The sequence below is a fragment of the Collinsella sp. AM24-1 genome (assembly GCF_003470325.1).
Classification (GTDB): domain Bacteria; phylum Actinomycetota; class Coriobacteriia; order Coriobacteriales; family Coriobacteriaceae; genus Collinsella.
In genome coordinates, this window is sequence record NZ_QRHM01000001.1 from 95621 (window position 1) to 115026 (window position 19406).

Below are 19406 nucleotides of genomic sequence, written 5' to 3' on the forward strand. Positions count from 1 at the left end.
AGGCAAACAACAGAGAGGAGCAATCATATGAAGCACTTTGACCATATCGTATTTGACGTTGATGGGACATTGGCAGATACAGAAGAAAGCGTTCTGTCATCGCTTGTCCAGATTGTCCAAGAAGAGACCAGCAAAACGCTTCCCCGACACGAGCTTGACTTTGCCCTCGGCATACCCGGCAAGGATGCCCTTGAGAAACTTGGGATCTACTCGCAGGCAACGTTGGATCGCTGGTGCCAAGTTGCCGCCAGCTTTAAAAGCACCATCAGCGTGTTTCCAGGTTTGCTTGAAGTCATCGCAACACTCGCCGATAGCGGCTGCAAACTTGGCATCGTCTCCTCACGTGCGCGCGACGAATACGCAAAAGAAATTGCACCCCTTGGTTTCGATAAGTATTTTGAGCACATCATCCTTGTCGAAGACACAACCGAACATAAACCCGCACCCGCGCCCATGCTCGAATATCTCCGACGTGCGGGCGCGAATCCTGGCAACGTCGTCTACGTTGGCGACACCGTCTACGACGAACAGTGCGCAACTTCAGCAGGGGTCAGTTTTGCCCGAGCAGCATGGGGATCACACCAAGATATCCCAAACGCCACCTACAACCTCAAAACCCCCAACGACCTACTAACCCTAACAACCAAATAACCCACGCGCCCCACCCTTTCCGCCCCAACGCCACAAGGGCGATTGAGCAGGACGGCTTGGGCGGGTCCCCGTACTTAGTTTCCAAAATCATTCCGCAGCGCGAAGGCTTCTTATTATTTTCAGACCTAACGCCACAAGGGCGACGACCTCGAGTAGGTCAACCTGGGAGGGACGAGGGCTTAGTTCCCCAATCTTTCCGCAGGGGGCAAAAAGCCTCGCCGCACGAAGTGCGCAGCGAGGCTTTTTGCATGCCCGAGGACGATTGGGGAACTAAGCCCTCGTCCCTCCCCGGGATATGTAGCGAGTCGGAGTACCCTTGCTGTTACTCTGCTTTGCCCACAGAGTTGAGGTTGGTCATGCGGATCTTAACCAGCTCGGTGATCTCGCGCATGCCCTCCTTGGCCGGCTTCTTAGGATCGAAGCAGGCGGGGTTCTCGGCCATGTAGGCCATGAAGCCCTTGGTGTAAGCCTGACGCAGCTCGGTGGCGTAGTTAACCTTGCAGATGCCGTTCTTCACAGCCTCGGCAACCTGCTCATCGGGCACACCGGAGGTGCCGTGCAGGACCAGCGGCACGTCGACGGCGTCGCGAATGGCCTTGACCACGGACTGCTCGATGTGAGGATCGCTCGTGTACACGCCGTGGCTGGTGCCAACGCCAATGGCCAGCGAGGTGCAGCCGGTGCGCTCAACAAACTCCTTGGCCTCGGCAGGATCGGTGTAGGGGCTCTCGCCCTCAACCGCGGGACCGTCGTCCTCCTTGCCGCCAACCTTACCGAGCTCGGCCTCGACGGGCACGCCCATGGCGCGGCCAGCATCGGCGACGGACTTGGTCAGAGCGATGTTGTCCTCGAAAGACTCGTGCGAACCGTCGATCATGACGGAGGTGTAGCCCGTGCGGAAAGCCTGCATGCAGCGGTCATAGCCATCGCCGTGATCGAGGTGCAGGGCAACGGGCACGGAAGCGCGCTCGGCGGCAGCCTTGACCATGCCGTAGAAGTAGTCCAGACCAGCGGTCTTGATGGTGCCCGGGGTGGTCTGCATGATGACGGGGGACTTGGTCTCCTCGGCAGCGGCCAGAACGGCCATAACGAACTCGAGGTTCTCGACGTTGAACGCGCCGACGGCGTAGCGGCCGGCCTGAGCGTCCTTGAGCATCTTTTCGGTGGTAACAAGTGCCATGAGCGTTTGCTCCTCTCCCTCGCCCGCATCTGGACATCGGGCGTAGTTGTTCACAAGGTGTTTTACCTTGCGTTTTGCTGCGCTCATTGTATGAAATTCAGCGGGTATGCATGTGCGAGATATTGTCATCGCGCGAGGTCCAACCTTCATTTTTGAAAAGCAAACGGAAGGGGTCGAACCCGAGCGTGCGTGTTCGAAATTGAGTTTTGAGCTTTGATCATCTTTCTTTTATAGAAAAAGTAAGTAATCGAAAGGCGTTTTCTTACTTAAAAAGAAAATGAACGAAAATAGACTCAACACAATTCCTGCAAATTTCAGACGATGATGGAGCGGATATGGCCCATGCAACAACCCGAGCTTTCGCCGATGAGCGTCGCGCCGCCATTATGGAAATGCTCGAACATAACGCCTCAGTGCAAGTGGCAGAAATCGCCCAGACTTTTGGCGTGTCCTCCGTTACCGCCCGCGCCGACCTAGACGCGCTCGCCGAGTCCGGCAAGCTGCGCCGCACGCATGGTGGCGCTGTGTCGCTCCAGAAGCGACTGACCGTATCCACCCAGGATCGCCGTATCAACGTCAATGTCGCCGCCAAGCAGGCCATCGCGCAAAGCGCCATCGAGCTCGTCAATGACGGCGACACGCTGCTCGTCGACTCGGGCACCACGGCGCTCGAGTTTGTCCGGCTCCTCGACCAGCGCGATGGCATCACCGTCATCACGGCCGACATTACCATTGCCGATTACATCGACGAGAGCATGCCCTCGGTCGATGTCGTCATGCTGGGCGGGGCACTGCGCAAAGGTCATCGCTATCTGTACGGACCGCTCACCATGCAGGCGCTCCAAATGGTCCATGCCGACCTTGCCGTCATGTGCCCCGGCGCTTTTGTTCCCGGCTGCGGCTTTACGACCGACTTTCCGCAGATGGCCGAGACCAAAACAGCCATGATCTCCGCCGCCCGTCAAGGCGTTGCCCTCATGGACGCCAGCAAGGTCAACGGACGCGGCATGTACCGCTTTGCCGAGCTAATCGACGTCAACGCCATCGTGATGGACCGTGACCCCGATCACGCCGTCGCCACCTCAATCGCCGAGATCGTCGACAACGCCCGCCCAAATCTCCTCATCGCCGGCGCTTAAACAAAAACCACCACAAAGGTGCCTGTCCCCTTTGTGGTGGTTTGAGCGTTAAAAGTGAACGTGTCGTTACTTGGAGAGCTCGTCAGCGAGGGCCTCGATCTGAGCGCGCGAGGCGTCGTTGAGCGAACCCAGGACAGTCACCTTGTTCTGCGTCAGGGTGATGTCCTTCATACCCTCGAGCTCCTTGGTCATTACCTTGGCGGCAGTGGGCGCCCAGGAACCGGCCTCGACAAGCGCCACGGTACGGTTCTGGTAGGCATGCTCGGCAAGCGTGTGGATAAAGGTGCTCATGAACGGGAAGATCTCGCCCTGATAGGTAATGGAAGCGAGTACCAGACGGTCATAGCGGAACGCATCCTCAACGGCCTCGGCCATGTCGTCGCGAGCCAAGTCAAAAACGGAGACCTTCTGGCCGCGGGCCTCGAGCGCAGATGCGAGCTCATCGACGGCGGCCTTCAGGTGGCCGTAGACGCTCGCGTAGGCAATGGTGATTCCCTCGTCCTCGGGCTGATAGCTCGACCAGGTGTTGTAGGTGTCGAGGTAGTAGCCCAGGTTCTCGGTTAGCACGGGGCCATGGAGCGGACAGATAACCTGGATGTCCAGATCGGCGGCCTTCTTGAGCACGGCCTGCACAAACTTGCCGAACTTGCCGACGATGCCAAAGTAGTAACGGCGCGCCTCGCAGGCCCACCCTTCCGGATCCTCGATGTCGTTGGCGCCAAACTTGCCAAAGCCGTCGGCACTAAAGAGCACCTTGTCGGTGGCCTCGTAAGAGAACAGCACCTCGGGCCAGTGCACGTTGGGAGCGCCGACAAACGTTAGGCTGTGACTGCCCAGATCGAGCACGTCGCCCTCTTTGACGACCATCTTGCGCTCGGGGTAGTCGGTGCCAAAGTAGTTGACCATCATGCGGAAGGCGCCCATGCTAGCCACAATCTGTGCCTGGGGATAGCGCTCCATAAAGGCAGCGATGCCAGCGGAGTGATCGGGCTCCATATGGTGAACGACCAGGTAATCGGGCGTGCGGCCGTCGAGCACGGCTTCGATGTTACCGAGCCACTCGTCGACAAAACCGCCGTCGACCGAATCGGCGACAGCGATCTTTTCGCCCAAGATAACGTAGCTGTTGTATGCCATACCGTTTTCGGACACATCGTACTGGCCCTCGAACAGGTCAATGTCGTGATCGTCGACGCCAACGTAGCGGATATCCTTGGTGATCTCCATCAGGCAAAGCCTCCTAGATAGACAAAAGAGCCCGTCTATCATAGCACTCGGCTGCATCCCAACAGCTATCTGCCGGCATCCTTACCGATTGTTATTGAAATGCGATAAATCGCCGTTTACCAGCACAAACTATGAGCGCGGTATCGCCGTGCTATGTCGAATGATGAGCTGGCCGGGAATACGAATGGCAACGGTTTTGCCCACCGTATCCGCCTCGGGAACCGCATGCTCGAACACCTCGCGCCCACGCTGATGCAAGTCGAATCGAACGGTCGTGAGCTCGTTGTGTGCTACAAAATCATCGAGCGAGTCATCAACGCCCACCACGCTCACGTCCTCGGGCACGCGCAAGCCGCTATCGCGCAGCGCGGCGATGGCGCCGTTTGCCATTTGGTCGTTTGCCGCATAAATCGCCGTCATGGTGCGGTCGTGCTCAGCCAGGTACCGAGCGGCCTCGTAGCCGCTGTTGGCAGACCAGTCGCCCTCGAGTGGCGCCTGCGGCTTAATGTGCTTACGCTCGAGCGCATCCTGCCAACCGGCGCGACGAAATTGCTCGTCGACCGAGAACGACGGGCCGCCAATATAGCGAATCTGCTCGTGCCCCAGCTCAAACAGATGATCCATAAGCAATAGCGAGCAGCCGTAATGGTCGGAATCGACCGTGGTCACGCGCGGATGCGCGTACATGGTAACGATGACCGTTCCAATGCCCGGCAACGGATCGAACGTCTCAAAATCGGGCGCCATGCGACTCATGCCGATGATGATACCGTCCACGGGCAGCGCGGCCATACGACGCGTGGCCTCGGCAAGCGAAAACTCCTCGGTCTTGGACATCTCGACCAGCGTGATGGCGCAATTATGCTCGCGAGCAGCACTGGCGATGCCGTCGATCATTGAAAGGTTGCCAAACTTGGTGACATCGTTGACGCACAGCCCGACCGAATGGTAACGGCCGTCACGCAGCGAGCGACCGGCATAACTCGGACGAAAGCCAAGCTCTTGCATAGCGGCCTGCACGCGCCGGCGCGTCTGTTCGTTAACGTTGGGCAAGCCGTTGGCGACGCGCGAAACCGTCTGCTGCGAAACGCCAGCAGCGCGGGCGACGTCGGCCATGGAGACCGGACGCGAACTGGTATCGTTGGACGGGCGCCTTGCCACAGGATCACCTTCACCCTTGAGAGATCTGAATAGCGTGAATGCCGGCCCGGGCAGAAATACATCCCGCGCCGAGGCCCGCTATCGTCGGACGCATGTTAACGTACTCTACTTTTTCTATCTGCATCTCTTCTGCTTTATAAGTCCATACGGCAGTACCGCCCCATCGGCGACCGCCAGGTGCTCTACGTGCACGCGCCTGGCCATTCCAAGATCAGCGGCAACCACACCGTCCACGAGGGTGGCCATGTTATCGCCGATCCGCTCGATGTCGATGTTTTGGCAACGACATCGAGCGGATCGCATTTGAGACAAGGTGGCGCCAAATGTCGGCCAAAGCAGCGCCGATGTTTTGGCAACGACAGCGAAAGCCCGCCAGAGTGAGCAAGGTGCCTTGAAACGAGGCGGCATTGACCTTCTGGTCATGCCGCCGAAGTTGAAAGGCAGTTTGCCGCTCGGGCGGGCTTGCAGCGTCGAGCCGTTACGCGGTTTGGTAAAACCGCGTAACTATTAAAGCTCCGTTACTTCAACGTTGTTGTAGATCTCGTCCCAGCGGTCCATAACCAGGTGGCCGGTCTTGGGATCCATGGCGTTGAGCTTGCCGCAGGTATTGGCGGTCTTGAGCACCGCGACATCGTCGGCACCAGCAGCAATGGCATGCGCAAAGCCGGCGATGGTCGAGTCGCCGGAACCCGTCGCGTTCACAGCCGCAATCGCGGGCGTCTTGGCGCGGAACGCGCGACCCTCATGGAAGCCCACCGAACCGGCAGCGCCCATCGAAACGACAACCCAGGGAATATCGGCAAAGCGGCCATCGGCGGCAAGCGCCTCGCGCGGGGCATCGACATCATCGATCGTAAAGGACGTACCCAGCAGGCCGTTAATCTCGGTCAGGTTGGGCTTTACGAGCTCAGGCTTAGCGTCGGACTCCAGCGCGGCCTCCAGCGATGCACCCGAGGTGTCGAGCAGCACCTTAGCGCCCGCCTCCTCGGCGATCTTGACGAGCTCGGCATAGTAGCCGGCATCGACGCCACGCGGCAGCGAGCCCGAAAGCGTCACAACGTCCGCCTTCGCTGCAAGCTCGGCGAACTTAGCCGTAAAGGCCTCGAGCTCGGCCGGGGCGATCTGCGGGCCGCTCTCCAGCAGCTCGGTCTGATTACCCTCGTGCAGAATATTCAGGCAAATGCGCGTCTCACCGGCAATGGGCACAAAGTCGTTCTTGACGTCATCGGCATCCATAAGCTCGGCCATATAGGCACCCATGTGGCCGCCGAGCAGACCGGTCGCAAGCACATCGTCGCCCAGCTGCAGCAGCACGCGGCTCACGTTGAGGCCCTTACCGCCAGCGGTCTTTTCGGGCGTCACACGGTTAACATCGTCGATGATCAGCTTGTCGAGCTGATAGCGCGTATCAATCGACGGGTTCATGGTAACGGTCAGAATCATATTGAACTCCTGTTTCCGGGGCACGACGTGTGCGACCCCAAACATACGATAGCTCTTTAAAGGATCTCGATCTCAAAGCAGCGAGTGACGGTCTCTCCCGGCTTGGCCACCAGGCAGCCACGTTTGTGCTCCAGAATATCGTCCTCGTCGGAGCAGGTGGACAGACCACCCCACGGTTCAACAGCCACAAAGTCGCCCTCGGGCTTGCTCCACACAATCAGGTACGGCATATCGGGGAACGCCAGGCGCACGCCCTTGTCCTCGGTTTTCTTGGTCAGCGTAACCACGCGGCTCTCGAGCACGTCAAAGATGGTCTCCGCGAAGTCGAAGAGTTCGTGGGTAAGCGGCAGGCTCTGGTCGATCATGGGGTTCTTGCTGCGATGCTCAACATCAATCAGGCCAGTCGAGGGAACGGCAGTACAGAGCTCGGTGGCCTCACGCTGCTCAAAACGAAGCTCATAATCGTCATAGGACTCGCCCTCGTCGAGCGGGCACTTAAAGCCGGGGTGACCGCCCACAAAGAATGGCATATCCTCGGTGCCCTCATTGGTCACCTCGTACGACACGGCCACCTTAGCCGCATCGATCGTGTAGCGCGCGACGATCTTAAACGGATACGGATACTGCTCGAGTAGCTCGGCGTGGTCGGCAGAGCTTAGGCTCAGCGCAACCATGCTGTCGCCCTGCTCCTCGAGCTTCCACTCCTGCTTGCGGGCAAAGCCGTGGCGGGCAAGCTTGACCTCGCGGCCGCCCATGGTCATCGCGCGGCCGCCACGAAGGCCGCCGCAAATCGGAAAGCAAATGGGTGCCTGGCCCGACCAGACCGCCGGATCGCCCTGCCACAGGTACTCACGGCCGTTGGCCGCAATAGAAGTGAACGACCCGCCCGCCGTGGTCAACGCCACACAAATCAAACCGTTATCAAGAACAAACTCCATAGGAGCCTTCCCTTTCTTACGACAGCCCGCCAAGTCAATAGGGCTGATAGAAAACCGGCCCGCGCCCCCTCACAGAAACGCGAGCCGTCAATTGAAAAGCTGCAGAATGCCGGGTACCGCCAAAACGAAGCACACAAGCTCAGCAAGCAAACGTGTTATCGGAGCAGCTTACCGAACCAGAAAGCTTCGCAACAACAGCGGTAACCCTGCAGATACCCCCAACGTCAGCGAGCGGCGCTCAGGTGCCCCAGGTCGCCGCGAAAGAGGAGCGACGCGTACTTCATGTACGCGAGCGACGGTTTGAGCAGCGAGATGGGGTGCCTGAGCGCCGCGCAGCGTCGATCCGTTACGCGGTTTGGTAAAACCGCGTAACCTCCTTAGTCGTGATACTCGCCGCGGTCCCACTTCTCGAGGAACTCGTCAAAGAAGTGCGGGTCAGCCTGAGCCTCAGCGTCGGCCTTATTGCAGGCATCGATCTTGGCAATCAGGGCATCGTGCTCGGGGGTCTTCTCGTAGGGCTCCTCCAGGAAGGCAAGCATGATATCGGCCATCAGGAACTCGCCGGTGATCTTGCCGCCAAAGCCCACGATGTTGGCGTTGAGCTCGCGACGGGCATACAGGGCGGAGGTCATGTCGCGAACCAGGGCGCAACGGGCGCCGGGAACCTTGTTGACGGCGTTGGTGATGCCGATGCCGGTGCCGCACAGGGCCACGCCAAAGTCGGCCTTGCCGCTGGCAACGGCCTCGCCCACGGCCTTACCGTAGATGGGATAGTGCGTACGGGTGTGGCTGTAGGTGCCACAGTCGAGCACCTTGTAGCCAGCCTGCTCCAGGCGGTCGGCCAGATAGGTCTTCTCGTCCGTAACGATATGGTCGCAACCGATTGCGATGGTCTTCTTCATCAGAACGTCCTTTCGTCTGAATTCACAAGTTGAGGTAGAAGTTCGAGTTCTCGGTGGCTCTCGTTAGGCCATCTTGTTGAGCATGTCGACACGGATCTGGTGACGGCCGCCGGCGTACTGAGCGCGCAGGAACTCGCGGGCGATCTTCTTGGCGACCTCGGTGCCCACAACGCCCGGGCCCATGGTGACCATGCGCGAACCGTTGTGCTCGCGGGTCATGTAAGCGGAACGCTCGTCGGAAATGTTGGCTACGACCATGCCCTTGATCTTGACGGCGGCCATATAGGAGCCGACGCCGTACTTATCGAATGCGAAGCCCTGGGAATCCTTGTGCTCCAGCAGGTCCTTGGCAACGGCGGTCGCGGAATCGACAAAGTCCGCGGCAGGGGTCTCGGAATAGTCGACGACCTCGTGACCGTCGGCGATGAGCATCTCCTTGATGGACTCCTTCATCGACATACCGTCGGCATCGGAAGCGATTACAACCCTCATGACATCCTCCTTGAGAGATACGCAGGTGCGTAGTTTCTGTTTGGAAGTGTTGAATCGCGTTCAGGTCCGGGCATCTGAATGTGCGGTTCTTCACTGTTCATGTTTATTTGAACACATTCGAACATCAACTGCAACAATTATTTGTTTGTCTTTGTTCTATTTTGAACAAATACCGTTCACGGATGATTGCTGACCGTTTGGGAACGGGAAAACCTAGCCTGCCACGTATTCAACAAACAAATAGGGCGGCCGAGAACGTGTCTCGGCCGCCCTTCTTACGGTTGGTCTTCCAAGGATCGCTTTGCCGCCTACTCAGACTGTCCGCTCTTCTTGGCATGTTTGGACGGAGCCCTCAGAAAACGACCCGTCAAATAGTTCGCCGGGCCAGAGATATCGATCCCCAGCAGCGTGTGCCCCAGCCACAGAAACGCCGCGAGCACCAGCAACGGGATAACGCACGAGGTCACGATCATCACGATGACGCCTTCGATCAGATCGGTCACCTGTTGCACCACCTTATCGGTCATCGACTTGGCACTGTCGGTCACCGATGTGAGTAAACTCGATGCCCCATCGGTCAGCTGCTCAAGCACATTCTTGTTTTCCGTGGTCTCGGATTTCTTCTCGCTCTTTGTGGAGCTCGCCTTGCTCGCTTCAGTCGCCTTTTGCTCTGTCTGCTCGATACTCACCTGATACGTCTCATCGACCTTTTGCGACACCCATACGCTCGCGGGCACAAGCGCCATGCCGATCACGGCAACCACCAGCACGCGCGTCGCCGCACGGCGCAGGACGGCGCTCGTGCTCCAGCGCCCGTGAATGCCGAGCGACACCGCAAAGAGTACCAGCGCAAACGGGATCAGGATACCCAGGCCAACCGACCACAAAATGGTCAGCAGGTATTTCTCGAGGTAGAGCACGGCAAGCACGATGCCCAAGTTACCCGAAAGCTGCGCGAGCTGCTCGGCAACCGGCGTTCCCGTATCACCCGGCAGCGCGGTAATGCCCGCAGACAGCGCCACGCACGAGGTCGTGAGCGCCAGTACGTTGCCTTTCTTTTGATCGATGACCTCGATGGTGGAGTCCCATGTTTTGGTATCGGCAAAATGCGGACGAGCCACAAAGCCCGACAGCAGCGCCAGTACCACGAGTGCAACGATAAAGCCAATCTGCAGCTTTTTGTTTGCGCACACGACATCGGACAGGCTGGGCTGCAGCTCGGTTACCGTCGTGTGCTCGGTTATCTGGACAGGACGCCCATGAGCCATCTCGCGCGCATCTCTTTTTTGTATTGACCCGTTATCCGGCATTTGGATACCTCCTCAGTCCGGTCTGTATTGCGGATGGAAGTATACCCACCCAGTAAAAAACCGAACGGGAGGACAACGGAGCGCACCAAGACTGTCCCCAATGACTACCTCGCCTGCAGCGCCAGTTAACAAATGACTCGCGTGTGTTCCTCGATGGCAGTGCGGTCCTCGGCGGTAATACCCGGCTCGCACACCACGGCGTCCAAATTGTCCAGGCGGCAGAAGGTGTAGAAGTCGCGCTTGCCGATCTTGCTGGAGTCGGCGATCAGATAGCGCGAGTCGGCCTTGCTAAAGGCGAGCTGCTGGATGCGGCCCTCTTCCATGTTAGACGTGGACACGTCGCCGTTCAAAATGCCGTTGGCGCCGATATAGGCTGCGTCGATTCCCAGCGCGCGCAGGGTATCCTCGGCCATTGGCCCCACAAAGGCGGCGGTGCGGCGGCGATACATGCCGCCCACGAGGCACAGGTCGCAGTCTTCGCGCGCCTCGAGCAAGTTAAACACCGAAAGCGAATTGGTCACAATGCGCAGGCGAAACGCCGGCAGCATCGAGGCCATCTGCTCAACCGTGGTGCCCGTACCCAAGAAGATGGTCGAGCCTTCCTCGATAAGCTCCACAGCGCGGCGCGCGATCTGCAGCTTTTCCTCGGCATGCTTAGTGCGCTTTTCGCTGTGCGAATACTCATGGCGCAGCATAGCGTGGGGACGGCCCTGTGCACTGCGGGCTCCGCCGTGCACGCGCTCGATCTCGCCTAGGCTCGCAAGTTCCTCAAGGTCGCGGCGGATCGTCATGTCCGAGACACCTAACGCATCAGAAATCTCTTTTACCGAGACCGTCCCCTGTTCCTCGAGCAGCTGACGAACCTTATCCTGACGCTCCGCCTTGATCATTTTTACTCCTTTGAGTGGTTTTGTTCGCATTTATAGTAATCGAACATTTATGCTCACTCACCCTAAACGGTCGATTTTTCCCGGTGAACGGTAGGATAGTAAACGCCAAACGTTGAATATCGAATGTATCCGACACATCAACTTCAGCTATACATAGGCAAAAAGCTGCAATTTTAAGATCATCTCAATCCGATGCACCTCAATAAAACAAATTGAACTTTTCCGAACAGTAGAAAACAGATTGACACACTAATTCTCTTAGACTTAAATAATAAGCAACTTAAACAAACAGATTCGAACACGTTCGATCTGCATGGAACGGAAGGAGTTGCAGACATGTCCGCAGAGAGCAATCTGTTCTTCGAAGACACCGTGTTTGTTTGCGACCGCACCACGCAAGAAGAGGTCTTTACCGAGATCGCCAATAAGCTGTCACTCAAAAACTATGTTGCGCCCGCGTTTCTCGAGAACATCATCGAGCGCGAAAAGGGCTACCCCACCGGCATGGATATGTCCGTCGTCGACCCCGAGTTGCCCAGCTTTGCCGTACCTCACACCGAGGTCGAGTTCGTTCACACCCGTCGCATCGTCCCCGTCAAGCTGACGACCCCCGTTGAGTGGCACTCCATGATCGACCCCTCGCAGACCTTCCCCGTCTCGTTCCTGTTCATGATTCTCAACGACGACAAGGAGGCCCAGGTGGGCATCCTCGCCAAGATCATGGACTTCGTTAACGCTCTTGGCACCGATCGCGTCAAGGAGCTGTTCTCCATGACCGACGCCAAGGCCATCTACCAGTTCTTGGTCGACAACTTTCCTGCCGACTAGCCAATTACCCTTAGGAATCCGCGGAATAACCCGCATAGAGAAAGGAATTCATCATGATTAAGGTTCTCGCAGCTTGTGGCGCCGGTGTTAACTCCAGCCATCAGATCAAGGACGCCATCGAGTCCGAGTTCAAGAATCGCGGCTACAACCTGCACTGCGACGCCGTGATGATCAAGGACGTCAACGAGGAGATGCTCTCTCAGTACGACATCTTCGCACAGATCGCCAAGACCGACTTTGGCTTTGAGGTTAAGACCCCGATCGTCGACGCTGGCCCGATCCTTTACCGCATGCCTGCCATGGCTAAGCCGGTTTACGACAAGATCGAGGCCATTATCAAGGAAAAGGGTCTCAACTAATCTTTTGCAGCTTCGCTCTGCGCAATTTTTGGCTTTAAGGAAGATGACGACCGGGAACGGCATCTTCCTTTTTTAAGGCAACATACGGAAAAGGAAATTCTCTTTTAGGAAAGAGGGAGACATGGACGCAGTAATCGGGTTTGCTAATGCCGTCTTTCAGCCGCTGATCGACCTTGGCGCAGCCCCTATGATGACCATCGTTTTGACGGTTATCGCCCTACTCTTCAAAGTAAAGTTTACCAAGGCCCTCGAGGGCGGCCTTAAGCTCGGTATCGCCATTACCGGCATCGGTGCCATCATCAACATTCTGACGACGGCCTTCTCGAGCGCCATGACGACGTTCGTTGAGTCCACCGGCCTTCAGCTCACCGTTACCGACGTGGGTTGGGCACCGCTGGCCACCATCACCTGGGGTTCTCCCTACACGCTGTACTTCCTGATGGTTCTCGTCATCGTCAACATCGCGATGATCGTGCTCGCCAAGACCAACACCATCGACGTCGACATCTTTGACGTTTGGCACCTCGCCTTTGTCGGCCTTGCCTGCATCTACTTTGGTGCCAACATTGTCGTCGCCACGCTGCTCGTCGTCTTCGTCGGCGTCATGAAGATCATGAACTCCGACCTTATGAAGCCCACGTTCAACGATCTTTTGGGTGCTCCCGAGGAGAACCCCATGACCACGACTCACATGAACTACATGATGAACCCGCTGGCCATGCTGCTCAACAAGATCATCGACAAGGCGCTCCCCTTCCTCGATAAGTACGACTTCGATGCTGCCAAGCTCAACAACATGATTGGCTTCTGGGGCTCCAAGTTTGCTATTGGTATTTACCTGGGCGTCTTCGTCGGTCTGCTTTCGCACCAGACCCCGCAGCAGATCTGCACGCTCGCCTTTACCGCCGCAACCTGCCTTGAGCTGTTCTCGATGATCGGTTCTTGGTTCATCGCAGCCGTTGAGCCGCTGTCTCAGGGCATCTCCGACTTTGCCAACAACAGCAAGTGGCTCCAGGGCCGTACCCTCAACGTCGGCCTCGACTGGCCCTTCATCGCCGGCCGCGCCGAGATCTGGGCTGCCGCTAACATCCTTGCCCCCATCATGCTGGGTGAGGCACTGCTGCTCGCCAACGTTCCCTGCCCCCTCTCCCCGACTGGCACTTGGAACGGCCTGCTGCCGCTCGGCGGCATCATCGCCATGGGCCTGACGCCGGCACTGCTCGTTGTCACCCGCGGCCGCGTGATCCGCATGGTCGTTATCGGTGCTGTCCTGTTGCCCGTCTTCCTGGGCGCTGGCACCCTCGTCGCCGATTTCGTTACCTTCACCGCTAAGACTGTCGGCGCTTTCCCCGATGGTGTTACCGGCCTGATCTCTCAGACCACCATGGAAGGACCTGTCGAGAAGTTCCTGGCCTTCTTCGTGGGCAAGGCGACCACGGGCGATGTGACCATGATTATCGCTACGGTCGTTGCTATCGTCATCTACGTCGTGCTCTTTGCTTGGTATCGCAAGCAGATGATCGCCCGTAACATCGAGTACGCGAAGCAGGATAAGTGCACCCTCTCGCCACTCACCACCGGCAAGTTTACCGAGGAGGACCTCAAGGCTGCTAAGGAAGCCGAGTCCGCAAAGGCAAACGCCTAACTCATTGCCACATATCCCCTGTGGAAGAAACCCGTCGCATCCCGGCGGGTTTCTTTTTGTTTGTCCACAGTAAGTCAATCATCACTTTTTTGAGAAAAATACCCCCTGCTTTAGTGGGGTGTAGTGATAATCTCGCCTGTTCGCGCTACAGTTTGTCGGAAATACCTCGATGTTAGGAACTAAATGATCACTTCCGAGCTTTTCGGCACCGCGCCGTGCGGTACCCCCGTTCATCGTTACACCCTCGACGGGCCCGAGATCTGCGTTCGCATTATGGACTATGGCGCCACGGTGCTTGGTATCGATGTGCCCGACATTCCCGGCAACGTGCGCGATGTGGCGCTGGGCTTCGATAAGCTCGAGGATTACTTTGACAACCCCGCCTGCTTTGGCGCGACCATCGGCCCTGTGGCAAACCGCACCGCTGGCGCCACGATCGCCATCGACGGCACGGACTGGCATATGCCCGCCAACGAGGGCGCCAACAACCTGCACAGCGACCTTGAGCACGGCCTGCACAAACGTGTGTGGGATGTTGAGCTCGACGAGGTCCATAACGCCGTGCGCATGACCACCTCGCTTAAGGATGGCGAGCTGGGCCTGCCCGGCAACCGAACCTTTACGGCCGTGTTTACCGTTACGCGCACCGGCGTCTTCCGCATCGATTATGGCTGCGAGAGCGACCGCGCCACCTACGTGTCCATGACCAACCACACGTACTTTAACCTTGCAGGCCATAACGCCGGCATGGACTGCGAACATTTCTTTGTCGCCAACGCCGCCCACTACCTGCCCATTAACGAGCAGAACATCCCCACCGGCGAGATCGCTCCGGTCGAGGGAACACCGTTTGACTTTCGCGAGCTTCGCCCCGTCGCACCCGGCATGGAGGCCGACGACCCGCAGATCAAGCAGGCCCGTGGCTACGATCACTGCCTGTGCATCGATGGCTATCAGTACGGCCGCAACCTGCGCCGCGCGATGCACGTCGAGGAGATGTGGACCGGTCGTGAGATGGACTACTACACCACTGCCCCGGGCGTGCAGCTCTACACCGGCAACTGGCTGGGCGACGAGCACGCCAAGGACGATGCCAACTATGGCTGGGGCGCCGGCTTTGCCCTCGAGGCCGAGATGTACCCCGACACGCCGCACCAGCCTCTGTTCCCGCAGGGCATTGTGGGCCCGGGTCATCCCTATAGCAATGTGATCGAATATCACTTTATGAGGCACTAAGCCCACAACGCGACATATCGCACAGCAACGCCCGCCGGCACCACCGCCGACGGGCGTTTTTTCATCTTTTGGCTCATTTTCGCTGTGACTGTATGAGTGACATATCAAAACTATGCCCATTTACTACGTTTAGCCCGGGATGCTCGACCATGCACCGGTTTTTGTTAAATTCGCAAGCCGTCTACCTGCGGTTTTGTTTTTCTCAAATTCGACATGCTCGGCGATAGCCGACCAAACGTAGTAAATGGGCATAGTTTTTGACAGGCGGCATCGCGCGCATCCCTCGCAAGGGCAAAATGATCCGTTTTCCTCCGTCCCCAAGGGATCAGTTGAACAGATTGCCAATGGGGTCGGGGGCGGAACTGGGGAGATAACGGATTTCTAGCTCTATGCCGAGCTTTTGCAACTCTTTGAAGGCGGCGATGTCCGTATCGCCTACGGCAATGGCAGGCGTTGCAGAGCGCTTGCCCTCCCTCGCCCGCATATGGCCGATGCTGATCTTGGTTATTGGCACACCGCCCTTAACCAGCGCGAGTGCATCCGTGGGCGACGCCACCATGATGAGAATCCATTGGCGCGGCGTTGCGGTATAAATGATGTCGATGGTCCTTTGCACCGAGAAAAACCGCGTCCAAACGCCTTCTGGCGCCGCCACCCTCATGGGTGCCCATTGGCGCGAATCCGCCGCGATCTCATCGTTGACGATTAAGACAAGATTGGAACCCACGGCTTCGTTCCACAGCTCAACGTCTTGCCCGTAAATGAAACGGTCATCGATACGCGTGAGAAGGATCTTGGGTTGAGCCATGGCTGCCCCATTCTGTTTGAGACCCATACGAGCGGGACGTCGGCCACCAACTCAACAGCAGGTCAAGTACCAAATGGGCACTGCAGACATCACGCCTCTAATATTAGTGCATTTAAAGTGAGAAAAGCCGTCAGAACACTTGCGCGGATGTGCGATGTCCCGTATCATAGACAGCCGTTGGCGCCTCAGTTGCGTCATCACATGGCCGCCAGCGTAGCTCAGTTGGTAGAGCACCGCTCTCGTAAAGCGGGGGTCACCGGTTCGAGCCCGGTCGCTGGCTCCATTGCTCAAGATAGCCGCCTTCGGGCGGCTTTTTTGTTGCCGATTTTGAGTGCGTGCGCGCCAATCCAAGCATCGCCACGTCAACAGCGGCCCACTCGGTGGACTTCGGGTTTAATGCTTAGGGGCGGGGATTTACCAAAGTGAAATCTTAATGAAAAGAAACCCAGCTGCAACAATTGCCATGGTGAGGGCTCGAATTGGCCATATAGATCTAAAATAGTCACGATATACAAATGGGGAGAGACGTTGGGGATATAGATGAAAAGAACTAAGGGTTTTCTTTTGTTGGTATTGATGCTGCTCGGACTGTTCTGCCTGAGTGGCCCTTCTTGGGCCAAGGCTGTCTGTCCTGAAGGTGAGCCTCAGCAGTCTTATACGGGCAGTCTGCTGATAACTGCTAAGGAGGGCGATGCCGACTCTCAGTCTTGGGTAAATCCCCTTGCCACTTTTGAGGGGGACGGCGGAACGGTCAAGCTTGACCATATTGGTAGCGGGATTTTGAGGTGGCAAGTTCTTCCGGACAAAATTGCGAACGATCCCTTCTCTTTTGCTGGAACGATATATCTATACAAGGTTGTGAGCGGAAAACAAAAATACGTCGATTGCTATCCGACAAACGGGTCTGGAATTGCATTCACCGGCATTTCGGGGCAGATTGATACACATGTACGAAAGGGAACCTATGTGGTGCGTTGGGTTGGAGCTGCTGCAGGCCCGATATGGATTGCGGTCTTGCGCCCCGATGTCCAAATAGGTTTCTCTCTCTAGACGGGAAGTTGCTCATGAACGCCATATACGACGGGGATGACTGGGTCGATCATTATACTTGGCGCCTGGTCGGCTCGAACGACAATGGGGATGTGGTGTTTGATGGACTATGTCCAAAGCATCTCCATCCTTTTGTCTCGTCGTTAATTGAGAGTTCCGCTCGTGTTGCCCCCTACAGCTCGGCATCGCTTCATGATACGGACGTTTTGAAGACCATAAGGGAATCAATTGACGAGGGCACGATGAGCGGCCCGCTGTTTTCTCGGCTTGTGGGGCTAGATGAGATTGGCTCGAAACGACTGCTTGCGGGCGAAAAAGTGGAACTCACTTATCGGTCGATGATTTCAATCCTGCGGCTAGCCGATGTTCTTCGCAAATAAATGAGGCTTCCCTATTCAAAACAGAAAACCCCGCCAAACGTGATTTCCCTAGGGAAAACCCGTTTGGCGGGGTCCTAGCGTGATTTCCCTAGGGGAATCACGCCATCAGACGAACAGCTCAGCCGAGCAGCTCGCTACTCCTCCCAGTAGGCGTCGGCAAGCAACTTAAAGCAGATCTTCTTGACCGGCTGTGCGCCATCGCCCGGGAACTCGAGCGTGGGCATGTGGGGCTCGCCGGCAACGAACAGCGCGAATTTGTCGTCGGCAAGATCGCCGGCGATCGAGGCGTCGGAATCGACCAGATCATAGTCGTCCTTCTCGTCAAACTCCTGGACCAGCGTCAGGCTGCCCGTAGCGACCTTGAAGGCCTCGCGACCCTCGACGTCGATCTGCAGGTCGTGATAGCGCTGATGCGTCTCATAGTGAGCCTCAGCCTCGGGACGCGTCGTGGGAGACATGACGTTCGCAAAGACCTTCTCACCCAAAATCGGATGGCTGCCGACCTCGAGCTGTGCCGGGTCGTTCTCCTCGAGCCAGTCGATCAGCACGTCGAGGCCCTTGAGCATTCCGCGGTATTCCTCGATATCGCCCAATGCACCGTAAATCATCTAAATCCCCTCTCGGATCGTTTATTTGGCAGCTACTCGGTAAATGCATTACCGACGCTGTTGCCACCCACATACGTCTCGACCAGGGTAAGGTCGGGATTGAACACGACAGCATCGGCGTCGCGCCCCGGGATAATGCTACCGCACTTGCCGTCAACTCTAACCACAAGCAAGCAACCGATGCCGGGGGCGGCGCACAAGCTCCTACAGCTCGGTCACGACAACGCCGTTGTAAACCTCGTCCCAACGATCCATAACCAAGTGGCCAGTCATGGGATCCATGGCATTGAGCTTGCCGCAGGTGTTGGCGGTACGCAGCACCGTCTCGTCATCCGCGCCAGCAGCAATCGCATGCGCGAAGCCGGCAATGGTCGAATCGCCAGAGCCCGTAGCGTTAACGGCGGGGATATCGGGGGTCTTGGCGCGGAATGCACGGCCATTATGGAAGCCCACGGAGCCGGCAGCGCCCATGGACACGACGACCCAGGGGATATCGGAGAAGCGGGCATCAGAGGCGAGCGCGGCGCGGAGCTCGTCCACATCGTCGGTGGTAAAGCTCGTGCCCAGAAGGCCGTTAATCTCGGTCAGGTTAGGCTTGACCAGCTCGGGCTTAATTTCGGACTTAAGGGCGGCCTCGAGCGAAGCACCCGAGGTATCGAGCAGCACCTTGGCGCCGGCGTTCTCGGCAATACCCGTGATCTTGGCGTAGTAGCCTGCCTCGACACCACGGGGCAGCGAACCCGAGATGGTAACGACAGCGGCCTTGCTCGCAAGCTCGGCGAACTTGGCGGTAAAGGCATCGAGCTCCTCGGGGGCAATCGTCGGGCCGCTCTCGAGTAGCTCGGTCTGGTTGCCGGCGTGGAGGATGTTAAGGCAAATGCGAGTCTCGCCCTTGATGGGTACAAAATCATTCTTAATGCCGTTGGCATCCATGAGCTCGGCCATGTAGGCGCCCATGTGGCCGCCGAGTAGACCGGTTGCCACAACGTCGTCGCCCAGCTGACCCAGTACACGGGCCACGTTGAGACCCTTGCCGCCGGCGGTCTTTTCGGGCGTCACACGGTTAACGTCGTCGATAATGAGCTCATCGAGCTGATAGCGTGTATCGACGGACGGGTTCATCGTAACGGTGAGGATCATTTTTAGCTCCTTATCTCGC

The 19406-nt window shown here is 57.6% G+C and carries 22 protein-coding genes and 1 tRNA gene; 10 read left to right on the top strand and 13 right to left on the bottom strand.

The window, feature by feature from the left end:
• Nucleotides 1-27: 27 nt before the first annotated feature.
• Nucleotides 28-651: an HAD family hydrolase gene (locus DW661_RS00400; RefSeq protein WP_089572377.1), complete on the top strand. Its 624-nt coding sequence runs from the start codon at nucleotides 28-30 to the stop codon at nucleotides 649-651.
• Nucleotides 652-973: 322 nt separating this feature from the next.
• Here the strand turns inward: DW661_RS00400 and DW661_RS00405 are convergent, their stop codons facing one another.
• Nucleotides 974-1831 carry a class II fructose-bisphosphate aldolase gene (locus DW661_RS00405; RefSeq protein ID WP_118934096.1) on the bottom strand — a complete coding sequence of 286 codons (858 nt, stop codon included), beginning with the start codon at nucleotides 1829-1831 and terminating at the stop codon, nucleotides 974-976.
• 335 nt (nucleotides 1832-2166) lie between these two features.
• Here DW661_RS00405 and DW661_RS00410 point away from each other — a divergent pair, with 335 nt between their 5' ends.
• Entirely contained in the window at nucleotides 2167-2970 is an 804-nt protein-coding gene (locus DW661_RS00410) for a DeoR/GlpR family DNA-binding transcription regulator (RefSeq protein ID WP_118377573.1), read from the top strand.
• 66 nt (nucleotides 2971-3036) lie between these two features.
• On the opposite strand, the gene DW661_RS00415 is transcribed toward DW661_RS00410, so the two are convergent.
• Nucleotides 3037-4197, bottom strand: coding sequence for an FprA family A-type flavoprotein (locus DW661_RS00415; RefSeq protein ID WP_233547423.1), 1161 nt, complete (start codon nucleotides 4195-4197; stop codon nucleotides 3037-3039).
• 129 nt (nucleotides 4198-4326) lie between these two features.
• A complete protein-coding gene (locus DW661_RS00420) occupies nucleotides 4327-5313 on the bottom strand; it encodes a LacI family DNA-binding transcriptional regulator (RefSeq protein ID WP_118934169.1) in 987 nt (328 codons plus the stop codon).
• A 222-nt stretch (nucleotides 5314-5535) separates the two neighbouring features.
• On the opposite strand from DW661_RS00420, the gene DW661_RS00425 reads away from it, so the two are divergent.
• Entirely contained in the window at nucleotides 5536-5739 is a 204-nt protein-coding gene (locus DW661_RS00425; RefSeq protein ID WP_370448131.1) for a galactokinase family protein, read from the top strand.
• 126 nt (nucleotides 5740-5865) lie between these two features.
• On the opposite strand, the gene DW661_RS00430 is transcribed toward DW661_RS00425, so the two are convergent.
• The 6 genes from DW661_RS00430 to DW661_RS00455 form a co-directional block, all read right to left on the bottom strand.
• On the bottom strand, nucleotides 5866-6801 hold the full coding sequence (locus DW661_RS00430; RefSeq protein WP_118934100.1) for a hexose kinase: 936 nt from the start codon (nucleotides 6799-6801) through the stop codon (nucleotides 5866-5868).
• Nucleotides 6802-6857: 56 nt separating this feature from the next.
• Complete coding sequence (locus DW661_RS00435; protein ID WP_118934102.1) at nucleotides 6858-7739, bottom strand: aldose 1-epimerase family protein; 882 nt, start codon at nucleotides 7737-7739, stop codon at nucleotides 6858-6860.
• A 377-nt stretch (nucleotides 7740-8116) separates the two neighbouring features.
• Nucleotides 8117-8641 (bottom strand): galactose-6-phosphate isomerase subunit LacB, encoded by a 525-nt coding sequence (lacB, locus tag DW661_RS00440; protein ID WP_118934104.1) that lies wholly within the window; start codon nucleotides 8639-8641, stop codon nucleotides 8117-8119.
• A gap of 63 nt (nucleotides 8642-8704) precedes the next feature.
• Nucleotides 8705-9133, bottom strand: coding sequence for a galactose-6-phosphate isomerase subunit LacA (gene lacA / locus DW661_RS00445; RefSeq protein ID WP_006234830.1), 429 nt, complete (start codon nucleotides 9131-9133; stop codon nucleotides 8705-8707).
• Between the two features lie 308 nt (nucleotides 9134-9441).
• The gene (locus DW661_RS00450; RefSeq protein WP_147345871.1) at nucleotides 9442-10443 is read right to left on the bottom strand and encodes a hypothetical protein; all 1002 of its coding nucleotides are present in this window, start codon (nucleotides 10441-10443) and stop codon (nucleotides 9442-9444) included.
• A gap of 125 nt (nucleotides 10444-10568) precedes the next feature.
• On the bottom strand, nucleotides 10569-11333 hold the full coding sequence (locus DW661_RS00455) for a DeoR/GlpR family DNA-binding transcription regulator (RefSeq protein WP_118934106.1): 765 nt from the start codon (nucleotides 11331-11333) through the stop codon (nucleotides 10569-10571).
• A 336-nt stretch (nucleotides 11334-11669) separates the two neighbouring features.
• On the opposite strand from DW661_RS00455, the gene DW661_RS00460 reads away from it, so the two are divergent.
• The 4 genes from DW661_RS00460 (at nucleotide 11670) to DW661_RS00475 (ending at nucleotide 15401) form a co-directional block, all read left to right on the top strand.
• Nucleotides 11670-12161 carry a PTS sugar transporter subunit IIA gene (locus tag DW661_RS00460; protein WP_117716301.1) on the top strand — a complete coding sequence of 164 codons (492 nt, stop codon included), beginning with the start codon at nucleotides 11670-11672 and terminating at the stop codon, nucleotides 12159-12161.
• A gap of 53 nt (nucleotides 12162-12214) precedes the next feature.
• The gene (locus DW661_RS00465) at nucleotides 12215-12520 is read left to right on the top strand and encodes a PTS sugar transporter subunit IIB (RefSeq protein ID WP_117716300.1); all 306 of its coding nucleotides are present in this window, start codon (nucleotides 12215-12217) and stop codon (nucleotides 12518-12520) included.
• A 121-nt stretch (nucleotides 12521-12641) separates the two neighbouring features.
• Nucleotides 12642-14165 (top strand): PTS transporter subunit IIC, encoded by a 1524-nt coding sequence (locus DW661_RS00470; RefSeq protein WP_117776789.1) that lies wholly within the window; start codon nucleotides 12642-12644, stop codon nucleotides 14163-14165.
• Between the two features lie 183 nt (nucleotides 14166-14348).
• Complete coding sequence (locus DW661_RS00475; protein WP_118934108.1) at nucleotides 14349-15401, top strand: aldose epimerase family protein; 1053 nt, start codon at nucleotides 14349-14351, stop codon at nucleotides 15399-15401.
• Nucleotides 15402-15726: 325 nt separating this feature from the next.
• Here DW661_RS00475 and DW661_RS00480 read toward each other — a convergent pair whose 3' ends face one another.
• A complete protein-coding gene (locus DW661_RS00480; RefSeq protein ID WP_117766463.1) occupies nucleotides 15727-16209 on the bottom strand; it encodes a PTS sugar transporter subunit IIB in 483 nt (160 codons plus the stop codon).
• 207 nt (nucleotides 16210-16416) lie between these two features.
• On the opposite strand from DW661_RS00480, the gene DW661_RS00485 reads away from it, so the two are divergent.
• From DW661_RS00485 to DW661_RS00495, 3 genes are all read left to right on the top strand, one after another.
• Nucleotides 16417-16492: transfer RNA gene (locus DW661_RS00485), tRNA-Thr, on the top strand.
• A gap of 257 nt (nucleotides 16493-16749) precedes the next feature.
• Nucleotides 16750-17259 (top strand): hypothetical protein, encoded by a 510-nt coding sequence (locus tag DW661_RS00490; protein WP_117766461.1) that lies wholly within the window; start codon nucleotides 16750-16752, stop codon nucleotides 17257-17259.
• Between the two features lie 14 nt (nucleotides 17260-17273).
• Nucleotides 17274-17639 carry a hypothetical protein gene (locus tag DW661_RS00495; protein ID WP_117766459.1) on the top strand — a complete coding sequence of 122 codons (366 nt, stop codon included), beginning with the start codon at nucleotides 17274-17276 and terminating at the stop codon, nucleotides 17637-17639.
• A 134-nt stretch (nucleotides 17640-17773) separates the two neighbouring features.
• Here the strand turns inward: DW661_RS00495 and DW661_RS00500 are convergent, their stop codons facing one another.
• Genes DW661_RS00500 through DW661_RS00510 form a run of 3 tightly spaced genes read right to left on the bottom strand, consistent with a single transcriptional unit; the run spans nucleotide 17774 to nucleotide 19387 of the window.
• Complete coding sequence (locus DW661_RS00500; protein ID WP_089572396.1) at nucleotides 17774-18247, bottom strand: YhcH/YjgK/YiaL family protein; 474 nt, start codon at nucleotides 18245-18247, stop codon at nucleotides 17774-17776.
• A gap of 32 nt (nucleotides 18248-18279) precedes the next feature.
• Complete coding sequence (locus tag DW661_RS10420; RefSeq protein ID WP_255413573.1) at nucleotides 18280-18414, bottom strand: hypothetical protein; 135 nt, start codon at nucleotides 18412-18414, stop codon at nucleotides 18280-18282.
• A gap of 37 nt (nucleotides 18415-18451) precedes the next feature.
• The gene (locus DW661_RS00510) at nucleotides 18452-19387 is read right to left on the bottom strand and encodes a hexose kinase (protein WP_117648435.1); all 936 of its coding nucleotides are present in this window, start codon (nucleotides 19385-19387) and stop codon (nucleotides 18452-18454) included.
• Between the last annotated feature and the right edge of the window lie 19 nt (nucleotides 19388-19406).

Coding starts and splice junctions, on each gene's coding strand:
- DW661_RS00400 (WP_089572377.1), top strand. CDS start 28: ATGAAGCACTTTGACCATATCGTATTTGACGTTGATGGGACATTGGCA.
- DW661_RS00405 (WP_118934096.1), bottom strand. CDS start 1,831: ATGGCACTTGTTACCACCGAAAAGATGCTCAAGGACGCTCAGGCCGGC.
- DW661_RS00410 (WP_118377573.1), top strand. CDS start 2,167: ATGGCCCATGCAACAACCCGAGCTTTCGCCGATGAGCGTCGCGCCGCC.
- DW661_RS00415 (WP_233547423.1), bottom strand. CDS start 4,197: ATGGAGATCACCAAGGATATCCGCTACGTTGGCGTCGACGATCACGAC.
- DW661_RS00420 (WP_118934169.1), bottom strand. CDS start 5,313: ATGGCCGACGTCGCCCGCGCTGCTGGCGTTTCGCAGCAGACGGTTTCG.
- DW661_RS00430 (WP_118934100.1), bottom strand. CDS start 6,801: ATGATTCTGACCGTTACCATGAACCCGTCGATTGATACGCGCTATCAG.
- DW661_RS00435 (WP_118934102.1), bottom strand. CDS start 7,739: ATGGAGTTTGTTCTTGATAACGGTTTGATTTGTGTGGCGTTGACCACG.
- lacB (WP_118934104.1), bottom strand. CDS start 8,641: ATGAAGAAGACCATCGCAATCGGTTGCGACCATATCGTTACGGACGAG.
- lacA (WP_006234830.1), bottom strand. CDS start 9,133: ATGAGGGTTGTAATCGCTTCCGATGCCGACGGTATGTCGATGAAGGAG.
- DW661_RS00450 (WP_147345871.1), bottom strand. CDS start 10,443: ATGCCGGATAACGGGTCAATACAAAAAAGAGATGCGCGCGAGATGGCT.
- DW661_RS00455 (WP_118934106.1), bottom strand. CDS start 11,333: ATGATCAAGGCGGAGCGTCAGGATAAGGTTCGTCAGCTGCTCGAGGAA.
- DW661_RS00460 (WP_117716301.1), top strand. CDS start 11,670: ATGTCCGCAGAGAGCAATCTGTTCTTCGAAGACACCGTGTTTGTTTGC.
- DW661_RS00465 (WP_117716300.1), top strand. CDS start 12,215: ATGATTAAGGTTCTCGCAGCTTGTGGCGCCGGTGTTAACTCCAGCCAT.
- DW661_RS00470 (WP_117776789.1), top strand. CDS start 12,642: ATGGACGCAGTAATCGGGTTTGCTAATGCCGTCTTTCAGCCGCTGATC.
- DW661_RS00475 (WP_118934108.1), top strand. CDS start 14,349: ATGATCACTTCCGAGCTTTTCGGCACCGCGCCGTGCGGTACCCCCGTT.
- DW661_RS00480 (WP_117766463.1), bottom strand. CDS start 16,209: ATGGCTCAACCCAAGATCCTTCTCACGCGTATCGATGACCGTTTCATT.
- DW661_RS00490 (WP_117766461.1), top strand. CDS start 16,750: ATGAAAAGAACTAAGGGTTTTCTTTTGTTGGTATTGATGCTGCTCGGA.
- DW661_RS00495 (WP_117766459.1), top strand. CDS start 17,274: ATGAACGCCATATACGACGGGGATGACTGGGTCGATCATTATACTTGG.
- DW661_RS00500 (WP_089572396.1), bottom strand. CDS start 18,247: ATGATTTACGGTGCATTGGGCGATATCGAGGAATACCGCGGAATGCTC.
- DW661_RS00510 (WP_117648435.1), bottom strand. CDS start 19,387: ATGATCCTCACCGTTACGATGAACCCGTCCGTCGATACACGCTATCAG.